Here is a 21,444-nt window from a genome sequence, read left to right as displayed (position 1 = left end):
CCTCCGGCGGGGTCGAGTTGGGGACAAGGGCCGGGTTCCGGACCGGAGTGCGCCGGCCCGGAACCCGATGTCTCCACGATCCCTCCCGCGCCCCGAAGGGTCGATTACCCCCGAGGTAATGACCGCACGTGGTGAGCGCCTCACCGCCGACCCTGTGAGGCCGGCACCTGGACATGACACACTGCCCTGCATACTTCGGCGCGTAGGGGAGGCGTGGCGTGAGTGAGCGGCGGCCTGCGCCCACAGTGGGCCAGGTGGTGCTCGGCAAGCGGCTCCAGGAGCTGCGGGAGGCGGCCGGGCTCAAGCGCGAGGAGGCCGCGAAGGTCCTGCGCGTGGCACCGGCGACCGTACGGCGCATGGAGATGGCCGAGGTCGCGCTGAAGATTCCGTATGTGCAGCTGCTGCTGTCGACGTACGGCGTCTCGGAGGAGGAGACGGACGCCTTCGTCGCGCTCGCCGAGGAGGCGAACCAGCCGGGCTGGTGGCAGCGGTTCCACGATGTGCTGCCGGACTGGTTCAGCCTGTATGTGAGCCTGGAGGGCGCCGCCCGCATCATCCGCTCCTACGAACCGCACTTCGTGCCGGGGCTGCTCCAGACCGAGGCGTACGCGCGGGGCGTCATGGAGGCGGGCACGATCGCCAAGCAGGGCTCGGAGACGATCGAGCGGCATGTGTCGCTGCGCATGGCCCGGCAGCGGCTCCTGGAGAAGCCGGACCCGCCTCATCTGTGGGTGATCATGGACGAGACGGTGCTGTGGCGGCCGGTCGGCGGCAGCGAGGTCATGGCCGAACAGCTGGAGAAACTCCTGGAGTTCGGCGAGCGCGACCGTGTCACCCTGCAGATCGCCGAGTTCGCGGCGGGCCCGCACCCGGGGACGTACGCGCCGTTCTCGCTGTTCCGTTTCGCCGAGCCGGAACTGCCCGACATGGCGTTCACCGAGTATCTGACCGGCGCCCTGTATCTGGACTCCCGCGCGGAGGTCTCCGCGCATCTGGAGACCCTGGACCACATGACGGCGCGTGCCGCGTCGGCCGAGCGCACCAAGAAGATCCTGCGGGAGCGCCGGGCGACGTATTGAGCCTCGCAGGGCTTGAGCCTCGTACCGCAACCTTCCGGCCCCCGACGACTCCCGAGGAGAAGACACCGCATGACCGGACCCGAAGGCGCGCCCACCACCGTCGACACCAGCCGGCCGCATCCCGCCCGGGTGTACGACTGGTGGCTGGGCGGCAAGGACAACTACCCGGTGGACGAGGAGCTGGCCCGCAGGATCCTCGCCTCGGACGCCACGGCGGTGCGCGGGGCACGCGCCAACCGCCGGTTCATGCACCGGGCGGTGCGCACGGCCGCCGAGGCCGGGGTCCGCCAGTTCCTGGACATCGGCACCGGCATCCCCACCGAGCCGAACCTCCACCAGGTGGCGCAGGAGGTCGCCCCGGACTCGAAGGTCGTGTACGCCGACAACGACCCGATCGTCCTGCGGCACGCCCAGGCGCTGCTGCACAGCACCCCGGAGGGCGCCACCACCTACGTACACGCGGATGTCCGGGACCCCGACACCATCCTGCGGCTGGCCGCGGAGACCCTGGACTTCGCGGAGCCCGTCGCGCTGTCCCTGGTGGCGCTCACCCATTACCTGAGCGCCGAGCCCGACGGCGACGACGTGTACGGCCTGCTCAAGCGGTACGTCGGCGAGCTCGCCCCGGGCAGCTACGTGATCCTGTCGCAGGTCACCCCCGATCTGAGCCCGGAGGCGATCGGGAAGGCCGCCGAGCACTTCCGCAGGAGCGGCACCCCGTTCTATCCGCGTTCGCTGCCCGAGTTCGCGCGCTTCTTCGACGGTCTGGATCTGCTGGGCCCGGGCGTGATCCCGGTGACCGGCTGGCGCCCCGAGCCCGTCGACGTCGAGGCGCAGACGGAGGGCATCGTCCCGGTGTACGCGGGGGTCGCCCGCAAGGCCTGACCTGACCCGAACGGGTGCCGCCGACAGGTGCGCTCCCCTGCTCAGCCCTAGCTTCGAAAGCACGGGCAAGCAAGGGAGCGCATGTGACGGACACCCAGACACCGCCCAGCGAGCCGGGTGCGGCGCTGTTGCGGGCCGGGAGGTTCTTCCGGCCGGGCAAGCCCGCGCCCGACCTGCACAGCATCGGGCTGACGGGCGGCCGCGAGGCGGACGCCTTCTACCGGGACCGCTGGAGCCACGACAAGGTCGTGAACTCCACGCACGGCGTGAACTGCACGGGTTCCTGCCGCTGGAAGGTGTACGTCAAGGACGGCATCATCACCTGGGAGACCCAGCAGACCGACTACCCGAGCGTCGGCCCCGACCGCCCCGAGTACGAGCCGCGCGGCTGCCCGCGCGGCGCCGCGTTCTCCTGGTACACGTACTCCCCCACCCGGGTCCGCTACCCGTACGTCCGCGGTGTCCTCCTTGAGCTGTACCGCGAGGCCCTGCAAAGGCTCGGCGACCCGGTCCTGGCCTGGGAGGACATCCAGAACGACCCCGAGCGCCGCCGCCGCTACCAGCAAGCGCGCGGGAAGGGCGGCCTGGTCCGTGCCACCTGGGACGAGGCGGTCGAGATCGTCGCCGCCGCCCACGTCCACACGATCAAGACGTACGGCCCCGACCGCATCGCCGGCTTCTCCCCGATCCCCGCGATGTCGATGGTGTCGCACGCGGCGGGCGCCCGCTTCCACTCCCTGATCGGCGCCCCGATGCTGTCGTTCTACGACTGGTACGCCGACCTTCCCGTGGCCTCCCCGCAGGTCTTCGGGGACCAGACGGACGTCCCCGAGTCCGGCGACTGGTGGGACGCCGCGTATTTGATGATGTGGGGCTCGAACGTCCCGGTGACCCGCACTCCGGACGCGCACTGGATGGCGGAGGCCCGCTACCGGGGCCAGAAGGTGGTCGTGGTCGCGCCCGACTACGCCGACAACGCCAAGTTCGCCGACGAGTGGCTGCACCCGCACCCCGGCACGGACGGCGCGCTGGCGCTGGCGATGGGCCACGTCATCCTCAAGGAGTTCTTCGTCGACCGCGAGACCCCGTTCTTCGCGGACTACGTACGGAAGTTCACCGATCTCCCTTTCCTGGTCACCCTCGACGAGAAGGACGGCGGCTACGTCCCGTCCAAGTTCCTGCGCGCCACCGACCTCGGCCAGTCCGGCGAGGGCGCGGAGTGGAAGACGGTCGTCCTGGACGCGGCGAGCGGCCGCGCGGTCGTCCCCAACGGCTCCCTCGGCTTCCGCTGGACCGACTCCGGCAAGGGCCGCTGGAACCTCGAACTCGGCCCGATCGAACCGACGTTGACCCTGCACGGCCAGAACATCGCGACCGGTGTGGAGGTGCTCCTCCCCCGCTTCGACACCGAGGGCGGCGAGCACGGCCAGGGCCGCGGTGACGTCGTACGGCGCGGCGTCCCGGCGACGCGGCTGGGAGGTGCGGACGGCCCCCTGGTGACGACTGTCTACGATCTACTGCTGGCGCAATACGGTGTTCAGCGCGCCGACCTCCCCGGCAGCTGGCCCGCCTCCTACGAGGACGCCGAGGCCCCCGGCACCCCCGCCTGGCAGGAGGTGCACACCTCCGTCCCGGCCGCCAAGTGCGTCAAGATCGCCCGGGAGTTCGCGCGCACCGCCGAGCGCTCCAAGGGCCGCTGCATGATCCTGATGGGCGCAGGCACCAACCACTGGTTCCACTCCGAGACGATCTACCGAGCCTTCCTCGCCCTCCTCCAGCTGACCGGCTGCCAGGGCCGCAACGGCGGCGGGTGGGCGCACTACGTCGGCCAGGAGAAGTGCCGCCCGGTCACCGGCTGGGCCACCCTCGCCGCCGCCTCCGACTGGTCGCGGCCGCCGCGCCAGATGATCGGTACGGCGTACTGGTTCCTCAACACCGACCAGTGGCGCTACGACAAGTTCACCGCCGACGTCCTGGCCTCGCCGCTCGGTGAGGGCCGGTTCAAGGGGATGACGGGCGCCGACTGTCTCGCCCTGTCGGCACGCGCGGGATGGATGCCGTCGTACCCGACCTTCGACCGCAACCCCCTGGAGCTGGGCGCCGCCTTCGGCGACCCGGTGGCGAAGGCGGTGGCCGAACTCCGGGCGGGCACACTGAACTTCGCCTGCGAGGACCCCGACGCCCCCGAGAACTGGCCGCGCGTGCTGACGCTGTGGCGGGCCAACCTGCTGGGCTCGTCCGCGAAGGGCGCCGAGTACTTCACGAAGCATCTGCTGGGCACGAACTCGTCGTTGAGCGCGACGGAGGCCGAACCCGCCGAGCGACCACGGGACGTGACCTGGCGGGACGAGGCCCCGGAGGGCAAGCTCGACCTGCTGCTGTCCCTGGACTTCCGGCAGACGTCGTCCACCCTGCTCTCGGACGTCGTCCTCCCGGCGGCAACCTGGTACGAGAAGAACGACCTCTCCAGCACGGACATGCACCCCTATGTGCACTCCTTCACCCCGGCCGTGGACCCGCCCTGGCAGGCCCGCACCGACTTCGACACCTTCAAGGCGCTGGCCGACCGGCTCAGCGAGATGGCCGTCCTGCACCTCGGCGTCCGCAAGGACCTGGTCGCGACCCCCATGCAGCACGACACCCCGGGCGAGATCGCCCAGCCCGGCGGGGTCGTCCTGGACTGGAAGAAGGGCGAGTGCGATCCGGTCCCCGGCAGCACCATGCCGAACCTGACGGTCGTCGAACGGGACTACACGGCGATCGGCGCGAAGTTCCGGGCGCTCGGCCCGCTGGTGGAGCAACTGGGCCTGCCCTGCAAGGGAATCGCCCTCAGACCGGACGAGGAGGTCGAGCACCTGCGGGAGCTCAACGGCGTGGTCCGCGAGGGCCCTGCGGCGGGGCGCCCGTCCCTGGATACGGCGGTGAAGGCGGCCAACACCATCCTGTCGTTGTCCGGCACCACCAACGGCCGGCTCGCCACCCAGGGCTTCCACACCCTGGAGGAGCGCACCGGCCAGGAGATGGCCCATCTGGCCGCCGAGCACGAGGGCAAGCGGATCACGTACGCCGACACCCAGGCAGCGCCCGTCCCGGTGATCACCTCGCCGGAGTGGTCAGGCAGCGAGGCCGGCGGTCGACGGTATACAGCCTTCACGCTGAACACCGAGCACCTCAAGCCGTGGCACACGCTCACCGGCCGCCAGCACTTCTTCGTCGACCACGACTGGATGCACGAGCTGGGCGAGGCGCTTCCCGTGTACCGGCCGCCGCTCGACATGAACAAGCTGTTCAACGAACCGAAGCTCGGCCCGGACGGGCAACGGGAAGTGACGGTCCGTTACCTCACTCCGCACAACAAGTGGTCCATCCACTCCGAGTACCAGGACAACCTGTTCATGCTCGCCCTCTCCCGGGGCGGCCAGTCCATCTGGATGTCCCCGCAGGACGCGGACGCGATCGGCGTGCGGGACGACGACTGGATCGAGGCGGTCAACCGCAACGGCGTGGTCGTGGCCCGCGCGGTCGTCTCGCACCGGATGCCGGCCGGCACGGTCTACATGCACCACGCGCAGGAACGCACGGTCAACGTCCCCAAGACGGAGGCGACGGGCAAGCGCGGCGGCATCCACAACTCGCTGACCCGGCTGATCCTCAAGCCGTCCCATCTCATCGGCGGCTACGCCCAGTTGAGCTGGGCGTTCAACTACCTGGGCCCGACGGGCAACCAGCGCGACGAGGTGACGGTCATCCGCCGCCGCAGCCAGGAGGTCGAGTACTGACATGCGAGTGATGGCTCAGATCGCGATGGTCATGAACCTCGACAAATGCATCGGCTGCCACACCTGCTCGGTGACCTGCAAGCAGGCGTGGACCAACCGGCAGGGCATGGAGTACGTCTGGTTCAACAACGTCGAGACCCGCCCGGGCCAGGGCTATCCGCGCCGCTACGAGGACCAGGAGAAGTGGCGCGGCGGCTGGGAGTTGAACAAGCGCGGCGCGCTGAAGCTCAAGGCGGGCGGCCGCTTCCACAAGCTCCTCGGCATCTTCTCCAACCCGAAGCTGCCGGAGATCAAGGACTACTACGAGCCCTGGACCTACGACTACAAGAACCTCACCGACGCCCCGCTCGGCGACGACTTCCCGGTGGCCCGCCCGGTGTCGCAGATCGACGGCAAGCCGATGAAGATCGAGTGGTCCTCGAACTGGGACGACAACCTCGCCGGCGCCCCCGCCTACGGCGACCTCGACCCGATGGTCGAGCGCACCCGTCAACAGGCGGCGGACAAGGTGAAGTTCGAGTTCGAGCAGACCTTCATGTTCTATCTGCCGCGCATCTGCGAGCACTGCCTCAACCCGTCCTGCGTGGCGTCCTGTCCCTCGGGCGCGATGTACAAGCGGGCGGAGGACGGCATCGTCCTGGTCGACCAGGACCAGTGCCGGGGCTGGCGGATGTGCGTGACGGGATGCCCGTACAAGAAGGTCTACTTCAACCACCGCACCGGCAAGGCCGAGAAGTGCACGATGTGCTACCCACGCGTCGAGGTCGGTCTGCCGACGGTCTGTTCGGAGACCTGCGTGGGCCGACTGCGCTACCTCGGCGTGATCCTCTACGACGCCGACAAGGTGACCGCCGCCGCCTCCACACCCGACGAAAAGGGCCTGTACGAGGCCCAGTTGGGTGTCTTCCTCGACCCGGAGGACCGTGCGGTGCAGCGGGCGGCGGAGGAGGCCGGGATCCCGTACGACTGGATGGAGGCTGCTCGCCGCTCCCCCGTGCACGTGCTGATCAACAAGTACAAGGTGGCGCTGCCGCTGCATCCGGAGTACCGCACCATGCCGATGGTCTGGTACATCCCGCCGCTCTCCCCGGTCGTGGACGCGCTCACGGAGACCGGGCACGACGGCGAGGACGCCCAGAACCTCTTCGGTGCCATCGACACGCTCCGCATCCCGCTGGAGTATCTGGCGGAGGTCTTCACGGCGGGCGACACCGCACCCGTACGCGCCTCCCTGGAGAAGCTGGCCGCGATGCGCGCCCACATGCGGGCGATCAACCTCGGCGAGGACCCCGACCCGGCGGTCACCGAGGCGGTCGGCATGAAGCCGGCGGAGATCGAGGAGATGTACCGGCTGCTGGCGATCGCCAAGTACGAGGACCGTTACGTGATTCCGACCGCGGCCGTCGGTGACGCGCGGCGCCTGGAGGAGTCGGCGCTGCCCGAGCAGTGCAGCCTGGAGTACGACGGCGGTCCCGGCATGGGCGGCGACGGGCCGTTCGGCCAGGACTCCGGGCGCAAGCTGCTGCCGGTGGTGTCCGTGGAGAACTTCCATGGCCTGCGCAAACGCCAGACCTCCGACGACCCTGCCGACGCCGAGGAGGTCTGATGCCCTCGTACGCCGTGCTGTACCAGGCAGCCGCGCTCTGTCTGACCTACCCCGACGACGACTTCCGGGCCCGGCTGCCACTCCTGCGTGAAGCGGCCCCGCAGCTACGGGAGTTCGTGGACCACGCGGCGGTCACCCCGGCGCAGGAGCTGGCCGCGCACTACGTCCAGGTCTTCGACTTCAAGAACCGGCACAGTCTGTATCTGAGCTGGTGGCAGGACGGGGACACCAGACGGCGCGGGATGTCCCTGGTCCGCTTCAAGGAGGTCTACCGGGCGGCAGGACTTGAGTTCACCGGCGAGGAACTGCCCGACTTCCTGCCCGCGGTCCTGGAGTTCGCGGCCCGCACCGGCGACACCGATCTGCTCACCGAACACCGGGAGGGCCTGGAGCAACTGCGCTCCCGGCTCACCGGCTTCGGTACACCGTACGCGTCCGTCCTGGATGCCGTATGCGCCACACTGCCGACCGCATACACCGGGGTGCGCTGATGACCACACTCCTCTGGGGCGTGCTGCCCTACGTCGCCTTCGCCCTGCTCGTCGCCGGACTGATCTGGCGCTACCGCTACGACAAGTTCGGCTGGACGACCCGCTCCTCCCAGGTCTACGAGTCCAAGCTGCTCAACATCGCCTCCCCGGCCTTCCACTACGGCATCCTCTTCGTGCTGGCCGGGCATCTCATGGGCCTGTTCGTGCCGATGTCGTGGACCGAGAAGCTCGGCGTCGACGAGCACACGTACCATCTGCTCTCGCTCTACGGCGGTACGGCGGCCGGAGTGCTCGCGGTCGGCGGGATCCTGTTGCTCGTATACCGTCGACGGACGAAGGCACCCGTCTTCCGGGCGACCACCGCCAACGACAAGCTCATGTACCTGGTCCTGCTCGCCGCGATCGCGATGGGCATGATCGCCAAGCTGGCCCACGCCTCCGGCGACGGCTACAACTACCGCCAGTCCATCGGCCCCTGGGCGCGCAGCCTCTTCACCCTCCAGCCGGACATCGACCGGATGGAAGGCGTACCGGTGCTGTACCAGGTGCACGCGGTGATCGGGATGGCGCTGATCGCGTTCGTGCCGTACAGCAGGCTGGTGCATATGTTCAGCGCGCCGGTGCAGTATCTGTTCCGGCCGTATGTGGTGTACCGCAGCCGCGACCCCGAGCAGTTGGGGCCGCGGCCGGAGCGGCGGGGGTGGGAGAAGACGGGCGCGTAGCCGGTCGGCGTCACACGCCGCCGTGCACCGGCGTGTCAGGCGGCGCCGCCCTTCTGGTCCTTGTCGTCGTCGACGATCTCCGCGTCCACCACACCGTCCTCCTCGGAAGGCTCGGTGTGCTGCTCGGTGCCGGTGCCTGCACCTGCACCTGTTCCTGTTCCTGAACCTGTGCCGGTGTCGGAGGCCTGGGCCTGGGCGTACATCGCCTGGCCCATCTTCTGGCTGACGGTGGCGAGTTTCTCGACGCCGGTGCGCAACTCGCCGGTGTCGGCGTTGCGTTCCAGGAGAGCCTTCAGGTCCGAGATCGCCGCCTCCACCTCGGACTTGGTGTCGGCCGGCACCCGTTCCTCGTTCTCTCGGATGAACTTCTCGGTCTGGTAGACGAGTTGCTCGGCCTGGTTCCTCGTCTCCGCGGCCTCCCGGCGCCCCCGGTCCTCCTCGGCGTACTGCTCGGCCTCCCGCATCATGCGGTCGATGTCGTCCTTGGGGAGCGCGGAGCCGCCGGTGACCGTCATCTTCTGCTCGCGGCCGGTCGCGAGGTCCTTCGCGGAGACGTGCATGATCCCGTTGGCGTCGATGTCGAAGGCGACCTCGATCTGCGGGACCCCGCGCGGGGCGGGCGGGAGTCCGGTCAGGTCGAAGACGCCCAGCTTCTTGTTGTAGGCGGCGATCTCGCGCTCGCCCTGATACACCTGGATGCCCACGGAGGGCTGGTTGTCGGTGGCCGTCGTGAAGATCTCCGAACGGCGGGTCGGGATCGTGGTGTTGCGCTCGATGAGCTTGGTCATGATGCCGCCCTTGGTCTCGATGCCCAGGGACAGCGGGGTGACGTCGAGCAGCAGGACGTCCTTGACGTCGCCGCGGATGACACCGGCCTGGAGGGCCGCGCCGACGGCGACGACCTCGTCGGGGTTGACGCCCTTGTGCGGGTCCTTGCCGGTGAGTTCCTTGACGAGATCGGTGACGGCGGGCATCCGGGTGGAGCCGCCGACGAGGATGACGTGGTCGACCGCGGCGAGCTTGATGCCGGCGTCCTTGACGGCCTGGTGGAAGGGGGTCTTGCAGCGGTCGAGCAAATCGGCGGTGAGCTCCTGGAACTGAGCGCGCGTCAGTTTCTCGTCGAGGTGCAGGGGGCCTTCGGCGGAGGCGGTGATGTAGGGGAGGTTGATCGTGGTCTCGGAGGAGCTGGACAGCTCGATCTTGGCCTTCTCGGCGCCCTCGCGCAGCCGTTGCAGCGCCATCTTGTCCTTGCCGAGGTCCACGCCGTACTGGCCCTGGAACTTCTTGACCAGATGCTCGACGACCCGCTGGTCCCAGTCGTCGCCGCCGAGATGGGTGTCGCCGTTGGTGGCCTTGACCTCGATGACGCCGTCGCCGATCTCCAGCAACGACACATCGAACGTGCCGCCGCCCAGGTCGAAGACGAGGACGGTCTGCTCCTCGCCCCGGTCCAGGCCGTAGGCGAGGGCGGCGGCGGTCGGTTCGTTGACGATCCGCAGCACCTTCAGGCCCGCGATCTCCCCGGCCTCCTTGGTGGCCTGCCGCTGGGCGTCGTCGAAGTACGCCGGGACGGTGATCACCGCGTCGGTGACGTCCTCGCCGAGATAGGCCTCGGCGTCCCGCTTCAGCTTCTGGAGCACCCGCGCGGACAGCTCCTGGGCCCGGTAACGGGTGCCGTCGATGTCACCCTGGTCGGGGAAGCGCCAGCCCCCGTCGCCCATGTGCCGTTTCACCGAGCGGGCCGTGCGCTCGACGTTCGTCACGGCCTGCCGTTTGGCGACCTCCCCGACGAGCACCTCACCGTTCTTGGCGAAGGCCACGACCGACGGTGTGGTCCTGGCCCCCTCCGCATTGGCGACGACCGTGGGGTCGCCGCCCTCCAGAACGGCCACCACGGAGTTCGTGGTCCCCAGATCGATCCCGACCGCGCGTCCCATCGCTGTCCCCTTCCGCCAGGGCACTTCCCGGACTCCAGCACAAAACTTGAGCGCGCTGTTGTCAATGCCGCGTACCCCGAAAGCCGGGTACCCCGGAACGCGCCGATGCCGCGCCCCCTGGAGCGGGGCGCGGCATCGGACGGTGCGCAGAGCGTCAGGCCAGCTTCGCCGACAGGGTGATCGGCACCGACTTGAGGGCCTGGCTGACGGGGCAGTTCACCTTGGCCTCCTCCGCCGCGGCGACGAAGGCGTCCTCGTCGATGCCGGGCACGGTGCCCTCGACGGTGAGGTGGATGCCGGTGATGCCCTCGCCCGGCTGGAAGGTGACGTCGGCCGAGGTGGTGAGCTTGGTGGGCGGGGTGCCGGCCCCCGCGAGGGCGTGCGAGAACGCCATGGAGAAGCAGCTGGAGTGGGCGGCCGCGATCAGCTCCTCGGGGCTGGTCCTGCCGTTCGCCTCCTGGGCGCGGGAAGCCCACGTCACCGGCTGCTGGGCGATGGCGCCGGAGCTGTCGAAGGAGACGACTCCGTTCCCCTCCAGCAGGTTGCCTTCCCAGACGGTGTGTGCGGAGCGCGTGGTAGCCACGGTCATTCCTTTCGTGCGGTCCCGGTTCCGGGTGGTGGACCCGACGGACCCATCCGATCACACTCAGGCCCTACTCACCCTGAAGACCGGTCCACGCGCGCTAAACGGCAGCCGCGCCCCTTCCGGGATCAGATAGGCGTGTTCGCGCCGCACCCGCAGCACATCGCACCAGCCGTCCGTGATCACCAGCACCGGCGCCCCCGGCGGGAAGTCGTCCGCGCGGTGCAGGAGATCGATCCCGGGCTGGAGCACCGTACCGCCGCGACCGCGCACGCGGACCCGGCCGGCGATCTCGGTGACCGGCAGATATCCGGCGTCGTGCGGGGCGGTGTCACAGAAGACGACCCGGGCGGCCGGTACGTCCCTGGATTCCGCGTACGAGGCGATGGCGCCGAGCGCCTTGCCGAGCAGCGTGCGGTCCATGGAACCGGAGGTGTCGAGGACCACGCCGAAGGTGCAGCGGGCGATCTCCTCGGGCGGGAACCAGCGGCCCGCGCGCGGGATGTCGGGGGTGGACGACTGACGGCGCGAGGGACGGGCGTACGACCGCATGGCCTCGGGGCGGGGGACGAACTCGTCGAACCAGCGGGCCAGTTGGGCGTCCCAGGGCAGCGGCGGATGGCTGAGCGCGCGGATCTCCTCGACCAGGCCGCCGGGCAGGAAGCCGCGCGTCTGCTCCTGGTGCAGGTCGAGGCCCATGCCGAGGCCGCGGCGGTAGAACTCGTCGAGGTCGACGTAGTCGCGGGGCGAGCCGAGCGGGCCGCCGAGGACGTCGCCGAGGCCCCTGCCGCGCAGGGTGCCGAGCCGTCTCATCCGGCGCAGGTCGCCGGCGATACGGTCGTAGACCTCCTCCGCGGAGAGGTCCTTGAGCTCGGGGTCGTACAGCAGCCCGTCGGGCATGGCGCCGACCTGCATCTCGGTCAGCCAGCCGTTGATGACGTAGTCGCAGGCGACGTTGAAGAGGTACGGGTCGCGGGGGCCGCAGCGGTCGCCGTGGCGCAGGGCGGCGTGCAGCATCTCGTGTGCGAGGACGAACCGCCATTCCTCGTCGTCGAGTTCGCGCAGCGGGTTGATGTAGATCTCGGCGAGTTCGGCGTTCACGGCGGCGACGGAGATGTCGTGGGCGCGGGCGAGTTCGGCGTCGGCGACGAGCGTGATGCCGGCCGCGATGCCGCCGAGCAGCGGGTAGGAGGAGACGAACCAGCTCAACGCCCGTTCCCAGGGCTGGAGTCGGGTGGAGCCGCCGCGCATCGACGTACGGCGGCCGCCGGCGACGTCCATGGCGGTGGCGACGGTACGGGTGAGGGCGTGCGCGAACTCCAGCTGCCAGTTCTTCGGGGCGCCGCCCCGCCAGACGTCCCACGGCACGAGGAGCTGGTCCGGTTCGTGGCCCGCAGTGCCGCAGTGTTCGTACGCGGGCGGGATGCCGTCGCGGCGCCAGCGTGCGGCGAGTTGGTCCTCGTCGCCGTCGGGGTAGGACGGCGGCAGGTCGTCGGGGGTGCGGCCGATGGGGAAGCCGAGCAGGAAGCGGTTGACGACGGCGCAGCGGGCGGCGAGCTCGAACCGGTCCGGCTGGATGCGGCGGCCCTCCTTCGCCGGTACGTGCCCGAAGCCGAGGTGGATGACGGCGTGGGCGACCGCCCAGGCCCACTCCTCGGGTTCGGCGGTGGGGGTCCCCCGCGCGAGTGTGTTCGAGCGTGGGGGAGGGTGGGGTGGACGTGCAGGATGCCGTCCGAGTCGACGCGGACGAGCCCGGAGCGCGGCGCGTGCGGGCAGTCGTCCTTGCGGCAGGTGCTGAACCCGATCGCGGCGAGCGCCCGGTTGCCCCGCACCAGCCGCATGCCCTCGGCGAAAGCCTCGGCGGCAAGGTCCTTCTTGGGCTGCTTGGACGGCTTGGGACCGCGGGTACGACTCACCGGCACTCCCCCGTCGTACGACCGCTCATTGGCGCGCCTCCACCAGCCGGGGCATGTCCCGTGCCGCCTCGACCAGGAACCAGGCCGGCAGCAGCGGGTTGCCGTCGGTGTCGGGGGCGATGACGCCCTGCGCGACCTCCACGGAGATCTCGGCGAGCTCCACGAGCAGCGACTTCGCGCGGTACGCCGTCTGCTGGCCGGCGGCGGAGAGGTGCTCCTTGCTGGCGGGCAGTTCCTTGATCAGGCGGCCGCGGAAGGACTCGGCGAGGTAGTAGAGGAGGTCGCGGTCCTCCATACGGTGCGGCCAGCGGGCGTCGCCCTTGACGATGGCCTCGATGCCGTACTGGCCGCGCACGATCTTGACGTAGCCGCAGAAGGCCACGGCGTGCGCGGGGGTCAGCGTGCCGTGCGCGATGACCCGCAGCGTCTCCTCGTCGAGGCCGCGGCCGAAGGAGTGCAGGGCGTCGGAGAGCATGTGCCAGGAGCGGGGGGTGGAGAAGGGTTCCTCGGTCTTGGGCGGCTTGGACCACAGGTGGTCGGGCCGGTCGGTGAGGTGGTCCAGGATCCACGGGTGGATGCCGTTGCCCGCGGCCCAGGCCAGCCAGTCCTTGGCGGAGGCCTCCAGGTGGACGTGGGCGAGCCGGTTGACCAGCGCGGAGGCGATGGGCCGGGCGAGGGCGTTGTCGGTGGCGCGGTTTCCGGCGCCGATGACGATCGAGCCGTCCGGGAGGTCGTAGTCGCCGATACGGCGGTCCAGGATCAGCGAGTAGAACGCCTTCTGGACGTCCGGGGTGGCCGCGTTCAGCTCGTCCAGGAACAGGCAGTACGGCTCGTCGCGGGCGATGGCCTCCGGCGGGCAGAACACCGAGCGTCCGTCACGGATCTGCGGGACGCCGATGAGGTCCTCGGGCGCGAGCTGGGTCCCCAGCAGGCTCACGCAGTCCAGCCTCAGGGACGCGGCGAACTCCCTTACCAGGGAGGACTTTCCGATGCCGGGGGCGCCCCAGATGAAGACCGGCCGCACGGTCGCGAGGCCGAGCAGCAGCTCGGGGAGGCGTGCGGGCGTGACGGTGACGGCTGCCTGCAAGAAGTGGCTCCAGGAGATGTTCGAGAAGGGCGCACCGGTGCGCGCGGTCCGATACGAACAGTGTGTGCGGGGCCTTTGCCGGGCGCACCCGATTTATCGGGCGGGCGGCGGAATCCGAGTCCTGTGCAGCGCGTCGCAGTCCTATGCCGCGCGCCGGCTCTCGTCCTGACGGGGCGTCAACGGCACCTGGGGGCCGTCGGATTCGCGCAGCCATCGGCGCAGGACACGGTGGACGTGCTCGGCGCCGACGAGTTCGTGTTCGTCGTCGACCGGTGCGGAGAGGACGACCGGCGACAGCAGGAACGGCCGCCCCTGCGCACCGCCGAGGCCGCCGTGCGAGCCGATCTGCTCCTCGAACGCGAGGACTTCCCCCTCGGCCGGGTCGTACCAGGAGTTGACCATGATGTCGGCGGTGTGCGCGAAACCGTGGGTACGGCGTACGGCGTCGGCGGCGCCCGGCCCGAAGGACGCCAACGGGCCCGGGTTCTCGTCGAGTTGATCGACGGGGATCTCGGCGCCGAACGGTCCGAGCACCACTCCCCCGTGCTCCTCGCTGCGCACGAGGAGGAAGCCGATGCCGGGGTGGTTGGCGAGCGTGGTCAGCAGGGCGGGGTGGCGGGCGTCGATCTCCTCCTTGGTCATCCGGTGGTGGACGTCCGGGAAGGAGACCAGGCCGAGGTTGCCGGAGGCGAGCACGAGCGGTTCGGAGCGGCGGCGTGGCGGCAGGTGCTGCTCACCGTTCTCCTCCACGGGCCGGCGGAGCGCGGCGCGCACGGACGCGCGGGCCTCGGCGCCGCTGTGGGTGCGCTGCGCCTTGCGCGGCACGGGCAGCCCGCAGCCCGCCCGGACCAGGTCGGCGAGGGAGAGACCGTAGCGGGTCAGGAAGGTCTCGCCGGGGCTCTGGCCGTGGTCGGACAGGACGACGATCCGGTACGGCCTCGGCGCGTGCTCGGCGACCTTCTCGATCAGCGCGAGGGAGCGGTCGAGGCGTTCGAGGACCTTCTCGGCGTCGCGGCTGTGCGGTCCGGAGTGGTGGGCGACCTCGTCGTAGGCCACGAGGTCGGCGTAGACGGCGGTGCGTCCGGCGAGCATGTCGCCCATCACCGCGGCGACGACGACGTCCCGTTCGACGACGGTCGCGAAGGCGCGGATGAAGGGGTAAAGGCCGCCGCGTTTGACGCGCGGGCGGACCCGGCAGGTGCGGGTCCGGGTGGACTGGCCGATCTCCCGGCCGACCTCGGCGAAGAAGGACAGGGCGGTGCGGACGGCGTTGGCGGGGTCGGAGAAGTAGGCGAAGTAGCCCGCGCGGGACCGGGTCTCACGGCTGCGGCGGCGGGTGGCGATGGACAGGACGAGGGCCTGCTCGTCGGCGCCGCCGCTGAAGAGGTTGCCGCGGCTGGCGCCGTCGGCGGTGAGCAGGCCGCCGTCACCGGTGCGTTCGACGGCCCGGCGCTGGAGTTCGGCGGCGCTGGTGGGGCGGTTGCAGACCATCACCTCCTGTCTGTCCTTCTCGTACCAGCGGAAAGCGGGCACGTCCTCGTTGCTGCCGTGCAGGATGCCGAGCTGGCTGGCGCCGGTCTGGCTGGACCAGTCGGTGCGCCACGGGGTGAGCCGGTGGGTGCCGTCCAGCCACTGGGCGACGGTGGGCATGAGGCCCTTCTTCACCGCCGCGACGAGGACGTCGTGGCCGACGCCGTCCAGCTGGAGGAAGACGGTTCCCGGGGTGGACGGGCCCGCCGGTCCTGCTCTGCGGCGGCGGTCGGCGAGCCGGTAGAGGCGGCGCCGGTAGGCGTCGTCGTCGCGCACGGCGAGGGCGGCGCCGGTGGCGGAGGCTACGGCGGACATCACGGCGGCGACCACGACCGCGGTCTCCCAGGCGGCGGCGCCGCGCTCGGTCGGGTTCAGCCGCAGGGCCAGGAGCAGCAGGAACCCGTTGAGGACGAAGACCAGCAGCCCCAGCACCAGCGCGGGCACCAGCAGCAGGAGCCGTACGAGCAGCGGCCAGACCAGCGCCGACAGCACACCGAAGGCGCCGGCGCCGAGGGCCGCGGTGACGGCGATGTCGGTCGCGCTGTCCCCGTCCGCCGACCTGAGCTGGAAGTCCGGCAGGATCCCGGCGAGCACGAGCATGGTGAGCGTCGAGACCGCCCACACCGCGACGCTCCGCCCCGCCTGACTGGCGACCCGCCGCCACCGCCCGCCTCGCACGCCCCGCACACCTCACGTCCCGGCCCGTCACCGACGCGGGCCTGTGCCCACCCTGTCACAACGGACGGAGGTACCCCGGTGTCCCCGGGACGGAGTCAGCGGCCGTCGTAGCCCGCCGTCGGCATCGAGAGGCGGCGGTGGATCCGGGCCTTCATCTGGGCGTCGTACGACGGTTCGGCGGACCCCACGGTCTCCACCCGCACCCCGCGCCGCGCGCACTCGGCGATGAACTCCTCGACGGAGGACAGGGCGCTCTCCAGGACGCGGCGGCTGGGGGCGACGAAGAGGTCGGTGCCGGGGCGGACGCCGTCCCACAGGACGCAGTGGTCGGCGCGCACACCCCGTACGAGGAGTTCCCGGCCGACGATGTAGCCCCGCTCGGCGGCCCAGCGGGCGCACATCGCGTGCTGGCTGCGGGAGTCCACCAGGAAGGGGTCGGCCTCCAGCTCCTCCAACGGCGTCAGACTCGCGATCGCCGTGACGCGCACCGGTCCCATGGCGTCCCCCTCACCTCCGGGTTTCGCCGCCGACCCTACTCCTGCCCGTAGGCTTCGGGGAGTCGCGCGAAGGAGGCAAAGAGGTGCCGGTGGAGATCACCTGGTGGGGTCACGCCACCTGCACGGTCGAGGACTCGAACGTGCGTGTCCTCACCGATCCCCTGTTCGCCCGCAGGCTCGCGCATCTGCGCCGCCGCCGGGGCGCGGTACCCCCGCCGACCGCCTGGCGCGCCGACGTGGCGCTCGTCTCCCATCTGCACGCCGACCATCTGCACATCCCCTCCCTGGAGCGGCTCGCGCCGGGCACGCGCCTGCTCGTGCCCCGGGGCGCGACGCGGGCCGTGCCGGGGCTGCGCCGGCTCGCCCATCTGCACGTCGGCGAGGTCGCGCCCGGCGACGAGACGGCGGTCGGCGACGTCGTCGTACGGGCCGTCCCCGCTCGGCACGACGGGCGGCGGCTGCCGGTCGGGCCGCATCGCGCCCCCGCGCTGGGGTATGTCGTCGAGGGTGAGGCGCGCACGTACTTCGCCGGGGACACCGGGCTGTTCGACGCGATGGCGAAGGAGGTCGGGCCGGTCGACGTGGCGTTGCTGCCGGTGGGCGGCTGGGGACCGTATCTCGGGGAGGGGCATCTGGACGCGGGGCGGGCGGCCGAGGCGCTGGCGCGTCTCGATCCGGTGAGCGCGGTGCCGGTGCACTACGGCACGTACTGGCCGATCGGGATGGACGCCGTGCGCCCCCATGAATTCCACGCGCCCGGTGCGGAGTTCGTGCGGCTCGCGGCGGAGCGCGCGCCGGGCGTGGCGGTGCATCTGCTCGGGCACGGGGAGAGCGTGCGGCCGGAGGTGGCGCGGTGACGTGGCCTCTGCTGGCGGCGGCTTCGACGTCGACCGTGGCGCCGGAGTCGACTCAGCAGGCGATCGGGTATCCGACGTTGTTCCTGCTGGTGCTGATCGGGGCGTTGGTGCCGGTGGTGCCGACGGGGGCGTTGGTGAGTTCGGCGGCGGTGGTGGCGTTCCATCAGACGGCGCCGTTCGCGCTGGCGCTGGTGTTCGTGACCGCCTCACTGGCCGCGTTCCTGGGGGACGCCGCGCTCTACTGGCTGGGGCGGCGCGGGATGGGGTCGAAGAACGGGTCCCGGTGGCTGGAGGCGATCCGGTCCCGGGCGCCCGAGGAGCGGCTCGCGCAGGCGCAGGAGCGGCTCGCCGATCACGGGGTGACCGTACTGGTGCTGTCCCGGCTCGTGCCGGCCGGCCGGATCCCGGTGATGCTGGCCTGCCTGATGGCGAAGTGGCCCCTGCGGAGGTTCGTCCGGGGCAACTTCCCGGCCTGTCTGGCCTGGGCGGTCACCTACCAGTTGATCGGGATCCTCGGGGGCTCGCTGTTCCGTGAACCCTGGGAGGGCGTGGTCGCGGCGGTCGCGCTGACCGTGGTGATCAGCGCGGCCCCCGGCGTGTGGCGACGCATCCGTAAGCCGGCCAAGGTCTAGCCCAGAACCTTCGATCCGCCGACCGGCAGGTCCCACAGGTCCTCCCGGTCCAGGCCCGCCTTCTCCCACGCGGCCCGCACCCGGGTCAGTGGCTCCAGGACCGGTTCCGCCGACAGCACGAACGTGCCCCAGTGCATCGGTGCCATCCTTCGCGCGCCCAGGTCCTGGGTGGCCCGCACGGCCTCCTCCGGGTCGCAGTGGACGTCGCTGAGCCACCAGCGGGGGTCGTAGGCGCCGATGGGGAGGAGGGCGAGGTCGATGCCGGGGTACCGCTGTCCGATGCGGGAGAACCAGTGGCCGTAGCCGGTGTCGCCGGCGAAGTACACGCGCTGTCCGTCGGGGGCCGTGAGGACCCAGCCGCCCCACAGGCTGCGGCAGGTGTCGGTGAGGCTGCGCTTGGACCAGTGGTGGGCGGGGACGAAGTCGAGGCGGACCCCGTTCAGTTCGGACGCCTCCCACCAGTCCAGCTCGGTGATGTGGGTGAAGCGCCGGCGACGGAACCAGGCGCCCAGGCCGGCGGGGACGAAGACCGGGGTGTCGCGCGGGAGGCGGCGCAGGGTGGGGGCGTCCAGGTGGTCGTAGTGGTTGTGGCTGATGACCACGGCGTCGACAGGGGGCAGCGCGCTCCAGGCGACGCCCACGGGGGTGATCCGGGCCGGGGTGCCGAGGATGCGGCGGGACCAGACGGGGTCGGTGAGGATCGTCAGGCCGCCGATGCGGACCACCCAACTGGCGTGTCCCGCCCAGGAGACGGCGACCGTGCGGGCGTCCACGCGGGGCAGCGGGCCCGGTTCGAAGGGCAGGCGCGGGATGTCGGCGAGGCCCTCGCGGCCGGGGCGGACCGAGCCCTCGCGGGCGAACCTGGCCATGGCCTTGAGGCCGGGGAGGGGGGCGGTCAGACGGTCGTGGAACGTACGCGGCCAGACCCGGCGTTCGCCCAGCGGGCGGGGTTCGGCGAGCGGCGGAAAGGGGGGCGCGAAAGGGGACGTGGCCGCCGGATGGTCGGCTTCCCGGGTGCTCGTACCGGTGCTGGTCGTACCGGGGCTGGTCGACTCGGACTGCTGCGTCATCGAGGAGGCTCCCATCGCTGAGCGTCGTCGCGGAGGTCGTCGAATACCGACTTCAGAGTGATCAACGCGCGTTGCACGTGTGGCAGTTCCAACGGTGAGGGTGAACTGAGGCATTCCTTGAGTTCCGCGTCCGTCCCGGTGAGCAGCGAGCCGGTGGACAGCCGCACCCGCAGGGCGCCGAGGTCGTCGCCGAAGCGATGACCGCCGGGGGCCGGCATGCCGAGGCGGGCCGCGAGGAACTCCTCCAGGTCCTGGGCGTCGCCGACGCCGTGCGCGCTCAGGGCGGTGCGCAGCGGGCCGAGGTCGGCGTAGAGGTGCCGGCCGGCCTGCGGGGGCCGGGCCAGGGCGCCGGCCGAGACGACGGCGGCGTGCGCGGCGGCGGCCACGCGCGCGTGGAGCCGTACGGTGGCCGCCACGCGCGCGGTGACCGGTTCGGGTTCGGTGAGCGCGTATCCGGCGGCGGTGGCGACGGGGGCGGCGACCCGGGCGCCCATCGCGGTCAGGATGTCCAGCACGCGCGCGCGGAGACCGTCGCCGAACCCGCCCGCCGGGAACCGGGCGACCGCCGCGGGCCAGCCCGGCGGCAGCAGGGCACCGGCCAGGTCGGTGACGACGGTGACGTTCTCGGGCAGCATCTCGGCGGGGCCGATCAGCACGGTCTGGTGCGGTGCGTGCAGGGTGTCCCGCCAGGTCTCGTCGCTGACCAGGTGCAGCCCTTCGCCGGCGGCGGCCTCCACGGTCTCGTGCAGCACCTCGGGCGGCGCCACGGTGGCGGTCGGGTCGTCGGCGACGGACAGCACCAGCAGCCGGGGGTCACCGCCCTCGTCACGGACCCGGCGCACGGTCTCCAGGAGGGCGTACGGGTCCGGGACACCGCCGCTCTCCGCCGGTGTCGCCACATGAAACACGGGTCTTCCCAACAGGCGCGCGTACGGCGCCCACCAGGCCGCGCAGGGCCGGGGCACCAGGACGTCGCCGCCGAGGGCGGCGGTCAGGGCGAGCAGCAGGGAGGGGGCACCCGGAGCGGCCACCACCCGCTCGGGCCCGGCGGACAGTCCACGCCGGTCCCAGTAGCCGCACGCGGCCTCCAGCAGGGCGGTGCCGCCGCCGACCGGTTCGCTTCCGCCGCGGGATGCCGCCGCGGCGAGCACGGCGGACAGTTCGGGCAGCACGGGCAGACCGTCGTCCGGCAGGGGCGGCCCATAGCGGACGGGGCCGTGGCCTTCGGGGTCCGTCCGCCGCATCCGTACCTCCGGGTGAGCTGCTGTGTCACGGTGCCGTCGGATGTGTTCCCCTCTCGCCCTTCCGTACGACGGGGCGGCGCCTCCCCCTTCCGCGTACCCACGGGCGCGCGCACCCATCGAGGTCCGTTCGGGTCGCGCCGGTCACACGCCCGCGCTCAGACCTCGGCGCGGGGCTGCCTGCGGCGCACCCGGTACACGGCACCTCCCAGCGCGCCCGCGATGAGAACACCACCGGCGACCAGGGCGGGCACGGAGTCGGTGAAGGCACCGCCCTCCCCGGCCCGCACCCCGCGCTGCACGGCGGCACCGGAACAGGCCGGCGTACGCGGCTCGGTGTGCGACTCCGTACACGAGTGCCCGCCGCCCCCACCGCGCACCACCGTGAAGGTCGCGCTCCACTGCTTGCCCTGCCCACCGGCCGCCCCCGGACACGTCCCGTCGACGGTCCAGGCGGAGTCCTTCCCGATCCCGGTCGCCGCACCGTCGAACTCGAGGTCGGCGGCGACCCGCGCGGTACCGCGATAGGCGGGCCCGGAAACGGCGTCGTCATTCCCGGCGACCAGCTGGAGCAGCACGGTCCCCTCGTCGAAGGCCTGCGAGGACGCCTCGATACTCGCGGGTGCCGTCCCGCTCAGGGGATCGCACGCCACGGACACGGTCACGCTGCCGCCCGCCTGAACGCTGCTCGGACTGACCTCCGCGGCCGGGTCCGCGTAGGCGACCGGCACGGCGACACCGGCCAGAACGACGACGGACAGGACACAGACGGTGCGACGCATGGGACGAGCTCCTCGGACCGACGGCTACGGGGTCACGCAGCCATCAGAGCCCGCAGGACGCGGGGCCGCGCG

Annotated in this window: 16 protein-coding genes and 1 pseudogene; 8 read left to right on the top strand and 9 right to left on the bottom strand. The window is 71.4% G+C overall.

Annotated elements, in window-relative coordinates:
- The first annotated feature begins 218 nt into the window (after nucleotides 1-218).
- The 6 genes from ABZ928_RS03835 (at nucleotide 219) to narI (ending at nucleotide 8,562) form a co-directional block, all read left to right on the top strand.
- Nucleotides 219-1,079, top strand: coding sequence for a helix-turn-helix transcriptional regulator (locus tag ABZ928_RS03835; protein ID WP_361514844.1), 861 nt, complete (start codon nucleotides 219-221; stop codon nucleotides 1,077-1,079).
- Between the two features lie 69 nt (nucleotides 1,080-1,148).
- The gene (locus tag ABZ928_RS03830; protein WP_361514843.1) at nucleotides 1,149-1,964 is read left to right on the top strand and encodes an SAM-dependent methyltransferase; all 816 of its coding nucleotides are present in this window, start codon (nucleotides 1,149-1,151) and stop codon (nucleotides 1,962-1,964) included.
- A gap of 83 nt (nucleotides 1,965-2,047) precedes the next feature.
- Entirely contained in the window at nucleotides 2,048-5,743 is a 3,696-nt protein-coding gene (locus tag ABZ928_RS03825) for a nitrate reductase subunit alpha (RefSeq protein WP_361514842.1), read from the top strand.
- 1 nt (nucleotide 5,744) lies between these two features.
- Nucleotides 5,745-7,349, top strand: coding sequence for a nitrate reductase subunit beta (gene narH / locus ABZ928_RS03820; RefSeq protein WP_361514841.1), 1,605 nt, complete (start codon nucleotides 5,745-5,747; stop codon nucleotides 7,347-7,349).
- Nucleotides 7,349-7,840, top strand: a complete 492-nt coding sequence (narJ, locus tag ABZ928_RS03815; RefSeq protein WP_361514840.1) for a nitrate reductase molybdenum cofactor assembly chaperone — start codon at nucleotides 7,349-7,351, stop codon at nucleotides 7,838-7,840. Before narH ends, narJ begins: the two co-directional genes overlap by 1 nt.
- Nucleotides 7,840-8,562, top strand: a complete 723-nt coding sequence (gene narI / locus ABZ928_RS03810) for a respiratory nitrate reductase subunit gamma (RefSeq protein WP_361514839.1) — start codon at nucleotides 7,840-7,842, stop codon at nucleotides 8,560-8,562. Before narJ ends, narI begins: the two co-directional genes overlap by 1 nt.
- Nucleotides 8,563-8,597: 35 nt before the next feature.
- Here the strand turns inward: narI and dnaK are convergent, their stop codons facing one another.
- The 6 genes and pseudogenes from dnaK to ABZ928_RS03780 all read right to left on the bottom strand — a co-directional run bounded on the left by dnaK (nucleotide 8,598) and on the right by ABZ928_RS03780 (nucleotide 16,790).
- On the bottom strand, nucleotides 8,598-10,499 hold the full coding sequence (gene dnaK, locus ABZ928_RS03805) for a molecular chaperone DnaK (protein WP_361514838.1): 1,902 nt from the start codon (nucleotides 10,497-10,499) through the stop codon (nucleotides 8,598-8,600).
- Nucleotides 10,500-10,653: 154 nt separating this feature from the next.
- A complete protein-coding gene (locus ABZ928_RS03800) occupies nucleotides 10,654-11,082 on the bottom strand; it encodes an OsmC family protein (RefSeq protein WP_361514837.1) in 429 nt (142 codons plus the stop codon).
- A gap of 63 nt (nucleotides 11,083-11,145) precedes the next feature.
- Nucleotides 11,146-12,923, bottom strand: a pseudogene (locus ABZ928_RS03795) (hypothetical protein).
- Nucleotides 12,924-13,023: 100 nt separating this feature from the next.
- A complete protein-coding gene (locus tag ABZ928_RS03790; RefSeq protein ID WP_361514836.1) occupies nucleotides 13,024-14,085 on the bottom strand; it encodes a MoxR family ATPase in 1,062 nt (353 codons plus the stop codon).
- A 141-nt stretch (nucleotides 14,086-14,226) separates the two neighbouring features.
- Nucleotides 14,227-16,302 (bottom strand): phage holin family protein, encoded by a 2,076-nt coding sequence (locus tag ABZ928_RS03785; RefSeq protein ID WP_361514835.1) that lies wholly within the window; start codon nucleotides 16,300-16,302, stop codon nucleotides 14,227-14,229.
- A gap of 86 nt (nucleotides 16,303-16,388) precedes the next feature.
- A complete protein-coding gene (locus ABZ928_RS03780; protein WP_361514834.1) occupies nucleotides 16,389-16,790 on the bottom strand; it encodes a hypothetical protein in 402 nt (133 codons plus the stop codon).
- A gap of 83 nt (nucleotides 16,791-16,873) precedes the next feature.
- Between ABZ928_RS03780 and ABZ928_RS03775 the strand changes: the two genes are divergently transcribed.
- The gene (locus ABZ928_RS03775) at nucleotides 16,874-17,647 is read left to right on the top strand and encodes an MBL fold metallo-hydrolase (RefSeq protein WP_361514833.1); all 774 of its coding nucleotides are present in this window, start codon (nucleotides 16,874-16,876) and stop codon (nucleotides 17,645-17,647) included.
- On the top strand, nucleotides 17,644-18,279 hold the full coding sequence (locus ABZ928_RS03770) for a VTT domain-containing protein (protein WP_361514832.1): 636 nt from the start codon (nucleotides 17,644-17,646) through the stop codon (nucleotides 18,277-18,279). The genes ABZ928_RS03775 and ABZ928_RS03770 overlap by 4 nt, the downstream gene beginning before the upstream one ends.
- Here the strand turns inward: ABZ928_RS03770 and ABZ928_RS03765 are convergent.
- The 3 genes from ABZ928_RS03765 to ABZ928_RS03755 all read right to left on the bottom strand — a co-directional run bounded on the left by ABZ928_RS03765 (nucleotide 18,276) and on the right by ABZ928_RS03755 (nucleotide 21,372).
- Complete coding sequence (locus tag ABZ928_RS03765; RefSeq protein ID WP_361514831.1) at nucleotides 18,276-19,349, bottom strand: MBL fold metallo-hydrolase; 1,074 nt, start codon at nucleotides 19,347-19,349, stop codon at nucleotides 18,276-18,278. The two genes, ABZ928_RS03770 and ABZ928_RS03765, sit on opposite strands and share 4 nt — an antisense overlap.
- Nucleotides 19,346-20,593: an aminotransferase class I/II-fold pyridoxal phosphate-dependent enzyme gene (locus ABZ928_RS03760; RefSeq protein WP_361514830.1), complete on the bottom strand. Its 1,248-nt coding sequence runs from the start codon at nucleotides 20,591-20,593 to the stop codon at nucleotides 19,346-19,348. Before ABZ928_RS03760 ends, ABZ928_RS03765 begins: the two co-directional genes overlap by 4 nt.
- Nucleotides 20,594-20,748: 155 nt before the next feature.
- Entirely contained in the window at nucleotides 20,749-21,372 is a 624-nt protein-coding gene (locus ABZ928_RS03755) for a hypothetical protein (protein ID WP_361514829.1), read from the bottom strand.
- Nucleotides 21,373-21,444: the final 72 nt, after the last annotated feature.

The organism is Streptomyces sp. NPDC046909 (assembly GCF_040644695.1).
In the GTDB taxonomy this organism is placed as follows: Bacteria; Actinomycetota; Actinomycetes; order Streptomycetales; family Streptomycetaceae; genus Streptomyces.
This window is presented reverse-complemented; position numbering and strand designations above follow the sequence as displayed.